Source organism: Streptomyces sp. NPDC042102 (genome assembly GCF_055582305.1).
In genome coordinates this window covers 891,295-898,924 of the sequence record NZ_JBVJDL010000004.1, presented here as the reverse complement: position 1 = coordinate 898,924, position 7,630 = coordinate 891,295, and the positions used below count along the sequence as shown (strand labels likewise).

Here is a 7,630-nt window from a genome sequence, read left to right as displayed (position 1 = left end):
CCGTGCATCGCAAGGCGGAGAGGCTCCCGATTACTGGACGTCCTCGGGTGCCTCGACAACGCGGCGAGGTGCGGTGCCGGGCGGCGCGGGTCAGGAAAGATCCGGAAGAGACGGTCTAGCCGGCGGCCAGCAGGACCGTGCCCGCCAGGGCCAGGCCCGCGCCCGCCGCCTGTACGACGCGCAGCCGTTCCTTGAGCATCACGAAGGCCGCCAGTGCGGTGATCACCGGGTAGAGCGAGGAGAGCACGGCGGCGATGGTGACCGGGCCGTTCTGGGCGGCGAGCGAGTAGGTGCCGTTGGCCGCGACATCGGCCAGGCCCACGAAGGCGAGGGCGGGCAGCATGCCCCACAGCAGACCGAGGCCGGCGCCCTCGGGCAGGGCCGGGCTGCCACGCCGGACCTGGACCCACAGCGCGGCGCCGCCCACGGCCACGTTGGTCACGCGCTGCACGAACAGGGCGAGGAAGAGCCCGGTCAGCGTGGTGGACGCCTCTGCGATCAGGGCCATGACCGCGCCGAAGCCGAAGGCGGCGACCAGGGTCAGCACCACGGCCTGCCGCTGCACCGGCGCCCCGCGCAGCTCCGGCCCGCCCGCCAGGACGATGCCGGCGACGGCCACGGCGATGCCGGCGAACTGGCCGGCACCCGGCCGCTCGCCCAGTGCCAGCCCGACCGCGACCGGTACGACCACCCCCACCGAGCCGAGCGGCGAGACCACGCCCATCGGCCCGAGCGCCAGCGCCTTGTAGAAGCTCAGCATCGCGACCGGCCCGACCACACCGGCGCCCACCGCGAACCACAGCTGCGGGCCCGCCTCCCGCCAGCCGCCGGTGCCCACGACGATCGCGCCGAGCACGACGACGGCCAGCGTCTGGGAGGCGACGACCACGGTCAGCGCCGGGATCCGGCGTGTGAGGAGTCCGCCCCCGAAGTCGGCGAGGCCCCACATCAGGGCGGTGGCCAGGGCGAACAGTGTGGTCATGGCGAGGCCTCGCAGTACAGTGTGATGAACGATTGAGTACAGCGCACGTTAGTGCAGTCCATTGAACTCTGTCATCCAAAATACTGGACGGAATGTGTCGGACCTCGAAGAGCTCACCCAGGCGCTCGCCCGCAACCTCAAGCAGTGGCGCGGTGAGCGCGGATTCACGCTGGACGCACTGGCGGCCCGCGCGGGGGTCAGCCGCGGGATGATCATCCAGATCGAGCAGGCCCGTACGAACCCCAGCGTCGGCACCACGGTCAAACTGGCCGACGCGCTCGGCGTCAGCATCACCACCCTGCTCGACCACGACCGCACCCCGCAGGTGAAGGTGGTGCTGCCGGGGCAGGGGGTGCGCATGTGGAGCACCGAGGGCGGCAGCGCCGCCCAAATGCTCCTCGGCGACGACCGGCGCGGTCCCCTGGAGATGTGGACCTACCGCCTGGAGCCGGGCGAGGGCACGGCCTCGGACCCGCACCCGGCCGGGACGTTCGAGATGCTGCACGTCACGGCCGGGGAGCTCATCCTGGTCGTCGCGGACCGGACGTACGCGGTCCCGGCGGGCGGCGCCGTCTCCTTCGAGGCGAACGCCCCGCACACCTACCGCAACGAGGGTCCCGGCCCCATGGAGATGACCATGGCCGTCTCCATCCCGCCGGTGGCCTCGGCGGTCCCGCCGGCAGCGGGGGCCGTCGCGCCGGCGCCCGGGGTCACAGAGCCGGGATCTCGATAGCCGGGCAGCGGTCCATCACCATGTCCAGGCCGGCCGCGCGGGTCCGCTCGTACGCCGCCGGGTCGATCACCCCGAGCTGGAACCAGACCGCGTCGGCCCCGGCCGCCGCGGCCTGGTCGGCGACCGCGCCCGCCAGCTCGCTGTTGACGAAGACGTCGACCACGTCGACCTTGAACGGGATGGCCTCCAGCGACGGGTAGCCCTGTTCGCCGTGGACCGTCTCGGCCTTCGGGTGCACCGGGACCACCCGCTTGCCGAACTGCTGCAGGACCCGCGCCACCCCGTACGCCGCCCGGTCCCGGTTGTTGGACAGGCCCACCACGGCCCAGGTGTCGCCGTGCTGGGTGAGGATCCTGCGGATGGTCTCCCGGTCGCCGTACACGCGCGCGCCTCCTGCTCTTCGCGGGGCCGGCCCGCTGCCGGCCCGCACACCGGATCAACGGTGCGGACACGGGTCCGATTCCCCGGCCGGCCTCCCCTTAGGGTGGAGAGGGTGAAGGCAGACAGTTACGCGACGGTGGCCCGCGAGGGCGTGCACGAGTCCGAGATCAACCGCTCCCGCTTCCTGTGCGCGCTCGCACCCGCGGCCACCGAGCAGGAGGCCCAGGACTTCGTCGCCCGCGTCCGCAAGGAGCACCCCACCGCCACGCACAACTGCTTCGCCTACGTCATCGGCGCCGACGCCTCCGTCCAGAAGGCCAGCGACGACGGCGAACCCGGCGGCACCGCCGGCGTCCCCATGCTGCAGATGCTCATGCGCCGCGACGTCCGCTACACCGTCGCCGTCGTCACCCGCTACTACGGCGGGGTGAAACTCGGTGCGGGCGGCCTGATCCGTGCCTACGGAGGGGTGGTCGGCGAGGCCCTGGACGCCCTCGGCACCGTCACCCGCCACCGCTACCGGCTGGCCACCGTCACCGTCGACCACCAGCGGGCCGGCAAGGTCCAGAACGACCTGCGCGCCACCGGCCGGACCGTCGTCGACCTGCGCTACGGCGCCGCCGTCGAGATCGAGATCGCCCTGCCCGAGTCCGACCTGCCCGCCTTCGAGGCCTGGCTCGCCGACTCCACCGCCGGCACCGCCACCCTCGCCCTGGGCGGGGAGACCTACGCCCCGTGAGCCCGGACGCCCCGGAAGAGCGCGACCACGCAAGGCGCACAGGATGAGTGAGCGGTTCACGGAGTTGGACGGCCTGGCGGAACGGTGGGGCCTGACCGGCCTGGAACCGGTCGGCAAGGGGCTGGAATTCTCCGTCCACCGGGCGCAGGGGCGCGACGGGCAGCCTGTCGCGGTACGTCTCGCGCACCGGCGGTTCGACTCGAACGCGAACGACCCCCATGTGGACACCAGGGCCCTGCTCCTCCAGGAGTACGGGATCGCCACGCATCTGGCCGCCCACGGTCTGCCGGTCGCGGAGGCCAGGGAACTCTTCCTGGCGGACGACCCGGCTTCGCCCGACGTACTGCTGTCCGCGTGTGTTTGCACTTCGGGCATAACGGTTTATTTCGCCTGGAGTCTCCACCGGCCCGGAACGGTTCGGGTCACCTGGCCCGGGCGCCGGTGGCAGACTTGTGGGTCCGAGGCGGATCAGGTGCCGGCCGGCGTGGGCGTGGTGGGTGCCGACCACGGAGCCGGTGCAGGTTCTGGAGCTGCCGGTGCCGGTGCTGGTGCTGGTCTCTGGAGGTGGAGGAGCGGTAAACGTGCAGGTCGGAGTGGTCGGAGTGATGTTTTGAGGTTCCTGCACACCTCCGACTGGCACCTGGGCCGGTCCTTCCACCGGGTCGGCCTGCTCGGCGCCCAGGCCGCCTTCGTCGACCACCTCGTCGAGGCCGTGCGCGAGCACGAGGTCGACGCCGTCCTCGTCGCCGGCGACATCTACGACCGGGCCGTGCCCCCGCTGCCCGCCGTCGAGCTCTACGACCGGGCGCTGCACCGCCTCGCCGATCTCGGCGTGCCCACCGTGATGATCTCCGGCAACCACGACTCCGCCCGCCGGCTCGGCTTCGGCGCCGCGCTGATCGGCCGGGCCGGGATCCACCTGCGCACCGACCCGGCCGGCTGCGCCGACCCGGTGGTGCTGGCCGACGTACACGGCGACGTCGCCCTCTACGGGCTGCCCTACCTGGAGCCGGCGCTGGTCAAGGACGAGTTCGCCGCCGGTCGCGTCAGCCACGAGGCCGTGCTCGGGGCCGCCATGGACCGGGTGCGCGCCGACCTCGCCGCGCGGGCGCCCGGCACCCGCTCCGTCGTGCTCGCGCACGCCTTCGTCACCGGCGGGCAGACCAGCGACAGCGAACGCGACATCACCGTCGGCGGGGTCGCGGCCGTCCCCGCCGCCGTCTTCGAGGGCGTCGACTACGTGGCCCTCGGGCACCTCCACGGCTGCCAGACGATCAACGAACGGGTCCGCTACTCCGGTTCCCCGCTCGCGTACTCCTTCTCCGAGGCCGGCCACCGCAAGTCCATGTGGCTGGTCGAGCTCGACGCGGCCGGCGCCGTCACCGCCGAACGCGTCGACACCCCCGTACCGCGCCCGATCGCCCGGATCCGCGGCCCCCTCGGCACCCTGCTGACGGACCCCGCCCTCGCCGGGCACGAACAGTCCTGGGTCGAGGCCACCCTCACCGACCCCGTCCGGCCCGAGGACCCGATGGCCCGCCTCACCGCCCGCTTCCCGCACGCCCTCAGCCTCGTCTTCGAGCCCGAGGGCCGCGAGGAGGAGACCGCCGGCTCCTACGCCCAGCGTCTCAAGGGCCGCAGCGACCAGGAGATCGCCGAGGACTTCGTCGCCCACGTGCGCGGCGGCGGCGCCGCCAGCGACGCCGAACGCGCCGTGCTGCGGGCCGCGTTCGACGACGTCCGTGCCGACGACACCCGCCAGGAGCGCGCCCGATGAGGCTGCACCGGCTCAAGGTCACCGCCTTCGGGCCGTTCGCCGCGCCCCAGGAGATCGACTTCGACGCCCTGTCCGGCGCCGGGATCTTCCTGCTGCACGGCCCCACCGGCGCCGGCAAGACCTCCGTCCTCGACGCCGTCTGCTACGCCCTGTACGGCTCCGTGCCCGGCGCCCGCCAGGCCCCCGGCGCCTCCCTGCGCAGCGACCACGCGAACCCGGACACCCCCACCGAGGTCACCCTCGAACTCACGCTCGGCGGGCGGCGCCTGGAGCTGACCCGGCGCCCGGAACAGGACCGGCCCAAGAAGCGCGGCAAGGGCACCACCAAGGACAAGGCGCAGAGCTGGCTGCGCGAGCGCACCGGGGACGGGGACGACGGCTGGCGGTCCCTGTCCCGCTCGCACCAGGAGATCGGCGAGGAGATCGAGCAGCTCCTCGGCATGAGCCGCGAGCAGTTCTGCCAGGTGGTGCTGCTGCCGCAGGGCGAGTTCGCCCGGTTCCTGCGCGCCGACGCCGAGGCGCGCGGCCGGTTGCTGGGCCGGCTCTTCGACACCCGCCGGTTCGCCGCCGTCGAGACCCTGCTCGCCGAGCGCCGCCGCGCCGCCGAGGCCAAGGTGCGGGCCGGCGACGAGAAGGTGCTCGGCACCGCCCAGCGGCTCGCCCAGGCCGCCGGCGACAGCCCCGACCTGCGCGCCTGGCGGATGCCCGCGCACCAGCCCGGCGATCCCGGTCTCGCCGAGGCGGTACGGGCCTGGGCCGCCGTCGCCCGCTGCGCCACCCGGGAGCGGCGGGTCGTCGCCGAGTACGCCCTGGCCGCCGCCGAGAGCCGGCACGCCGCCGCCCGCCGCGGGGCCGAGGACGCCCGCGAACTCGACCGGCTGCAGCGCCGGCACGCCGAGGGCCGGCGCCGCGCCGCCCTGCTGGCCGAGGCCGCACCCGAGCGCGAGCGGGTACGCCTGCTGCTGGACCGGGCCCGGCGCGCCGCGCTGGTCGCGCCCGCCCTGGAACTGCGCGAGGCCGCCGCCCGCGCCCACGGGTCGGCCACGCTTGCCGAGGCCGCCGCCCGCGCCGAACTGCCGCCGCGGCTCGCCGATGCCGGGACCGAACAGCTCGCGGGCGTCGAGCAGCGGCTGCGCGAGGATCTCGGCGCCCTCGGCGCTGCGCACCGCAGCGAGGCGCGCAGCGCCGAGATCGGCCGCGAGCGGGCCGCCCTGGACCGGGAGGCCCGCGCCGCCGACGAGCTGCTGCGCGAGACCACCGACTGGCTGGCCCGCTGGGAGCCCGCCCGGACCGCCCTGCGCGACCGGGTGGAAGCGGCCCAGCAGGCCGCGACCCTGGCCGAGCAGCTCGCCGGCCGCCTGGAACCCGCGCGCCTCCAGCTGGCCGCCGCCCAGCGCCGGGACGCCCTGACCGCCGAGGCGGCGGCCGTCGAGGGCGCGCTGCTGTCCGTACGGGAGGAGTCGGCGGCCGCCAAGGAACGCTGGCTGGAGCTCAAGGAGGCCCGGCTGCGGGGCATCGCGGCCGAGCTCGCCGCGGCGCTGGCCGCCGGGCAGCCGTGCGCGGTGTGCGGTTCGCCGGAGCACCCCGCTCCGGCCCGCCCGGCGCCCGGACACGTGGACCGGGCCGCCGAGGACGCGGCCCACGCCCACCTGGAGGCGGCCGAGGAGCGGCGGGCGGCCGCCGAGCGCCGGCTGGCCGCCGTCACCGAGGCCCGTGCGGAGGCCGCGACGGCAGCCGGGGACACCGCGACCGCCGAACTGCTGGCGCTGACCGCCGATCTGACGCGGCGGCACACCGCCGCGCACACCGCGGCCGCCGCCCTGCACGCCGCCCGGGAGGCGCTGGCGGGCGCCGAGCGCGAGTACACCGCCCGCAGTGAGGCGCGCCGGGACGCCGAGGCACGTGCCGCCGCCCGCGCCTCGCGCCGCGAGGCACTGGACGACGAACAGCGCGGCCTGGAGGCGGAACTGGCGCTGGTGCGCGGCGGTGCGCCGAGCGTCGCCGACCGGGCCCGGCTGCTGGAGCGGCGCGTCGCCCTGGTGACGGGCGCCGCCGAGGCGCTGCGCCGGGCCGCGGCGGCCGCCGAGCGGCTCAAGGAGGCGGACGACCGTCTCGCCGACGCCGCCTTCACGGCGGGCTTCGACACCACCGACGACGCCGCGCGGGCCGTCCTGCCGGAGTACGAGCACGCGGCACTGCAACGCCGGGCGGACGGCTGGCAGGCCGAGGAGGCGGCGCTGGCCGACCGGCTCGCCGAGGCCGACACGGCCGCCGCCGCGGCCCGGCCCCCGGCCGACCCCGAAGCCGCCGAGGCGCACGCCGAACGGGCCGCCGCCGGGCTGCGCGCCGCTTCCTCGGCCCTCGACGCGGCCCGGCTGCGGTGCGCCGAGGTGGACCGGCTCTCGCGGCAGGCCGACGGCGAGCTGCGGGCGCTCGGGCCGCTGCGCGAGGCGTACGACCGGGTGGCCAGGATGGCCTCGCTGACCGCCGGCACCTCCGCCGACAACGAACGCAAGATGCGGCTGGAGGCGTACGTCCTGGCCGCACGGCTGGAGCAGGTCGCCGCGGCCGCGACGCTGCGGCTGCTGCGCATGTCCGGCGGCCGCTACACCCTCGTCCACTCCGACGCGAAGGCCACCGGACGCGGGCGTTCCGGGCTCGGGCTGCATGTGGTGGACGCCTGGACGGGCAGTGAGCGCGACACCGCGACCCTGTCCGGCGGCGAGACCTTCTTCGCCTCGCTCGCCCTCGCGCTGGGACTGGCCGACGTGGTCACCGACGAGGCCGGCGGGACGCGCCTGGACACCCTCTTCATCGACGAGGGCTTCGGCAGCCTGGACGAGGCGGCCCTGGACGAGGTGCTCGACGTCCTGGACTCGCTGCGCGAACGGGACCGCAGCGTCGGCATCGTCAGCCACGTCGCGGACCTGCGCACCCGTGTCCAGGCCCAGCTGGAGGTCGTCAAGCGGCGCGGCGGCTCGGTGGTCCGCCACCGCACGGGAAGCCTCACGGACTGAG

The 7,630-nt window shown here is 75.3% G+C and carries 6 protein-coding genes; 4 read left to right on the top strand and 2 right to left on the bottom strand.

The genetic code is table 11. From position 1 onward, the window contains the following. Window positions 1–115: 115 nt before the first annotated feature. The gene (locus ACZ6KO_RS22120; protein ID WP_469305698.1) at window positions 116–982 is read right to left on the bottom strand and encodes an EamA family transporter; all 867 of its coding nucleotides are present in this window, start codon (window positions 980–982) and stop codon (window positions 116–118) included. 94 nt (window positions 983–1,076) lie between these two features. Between ACZ6KO_RS22120 and ACZ6KO_RS22115 the strand changes: the two genes are divergently transcribed. Continuing rightward, complete coding sequence (locus tag ACZ6KO_RS22115; protein ID WP_469305697.1) at window positions 1,077–1,715, top strand: helix-turn-helix domain-containing protein; 639 nt, start codon at window positions 1,077–1,079, stop codon at window positions 1,713–1,715. Here ACZ6KO_RS22115 and ACZ6KO_RS22110 read toward each other — a convergent pair. Continuing rightward, the gene (locus ACZ6KO_RS22110) at window positions 1,693–2,097 is read right to left on the bottom strand and encodes a CoA-binding protein (protein WP_401455499.1); all 405 of its coding nucleotides are present in this window, start codon (window positions 2,095–2,097) and stop codon (window positions 1,693–1,695) included. The two genes, ACZ6KO_RS22115 and ACZ6KO_RS22110, sit on opposite strands and share 23 nt — an antisense overlap. Window positions 2,098–2,208: 111 nt before the next feature. Here ACZ6KO_RS22110 and ACZ6KO_RS22105 point away from each other — a divergent pair, with 111 nt between their 5' ends. From ACZ6KO_RS22105 to ACZ6KO_RS22095, 3 genes are all read left to right on the top strand, one after another. Beyond that, window positions 2,209–2,835 (top strand): YigZ family protein, encoded by a 627-nt coding sequence (locus ACZ6KO_RS22105; RefSeq protein WP_469305696.1) that lies wholly within the window; start codon window positions 2,209–2,211, stop codon window positions 2,833–2,835. Between the two features lie 610 nt (window positions 2,836–3,445). Further along, window positions 3,446–4,612, top strand: coding sequence for an exonuclease SbcCD subunit D (locus ACZ6KO_RS22100; protein ID WP_469305695.1), 1,167 nt, complete (start codon window positions 3,446–3,448; stop codon window positions 4,610–4,612). After that, window positions 4,609–7,629, top strand: a complete 3,021-nt coding sequence (locus ACZ6KO_RS22095; protein WP_469305694.1) for an AAA family ATPase — start codon at window positions 4,609–4,611, stop codon at window positions 7,627–7,629. The genes ACZ6KO_RS22100 and ACZ6KO_RS22095 overlap by 4 nt, the downstream gene beginning before the upstream one ends. Window position 7,630 lies beyond the last annotated feature (1 nt).

Excerpts from the sequence above, each read along its gene's own strand:
- ACZ6KO_RS22095 (WP_469305694.1), top strand. The coding sequence starts at position 4,609 with ATGAGGCTGCACCGGCTCAAGGTCACCGCCTTCGGGCCGTTCGCCGCG.
- ACZ6KO_RS22120 (WP_469305698.1), bottom strand. The coding sequence starts at position 982 with ATGACCACACTGTTCGCCCTGGCCACCGCCCTGATGTGGGGCCTCGCC.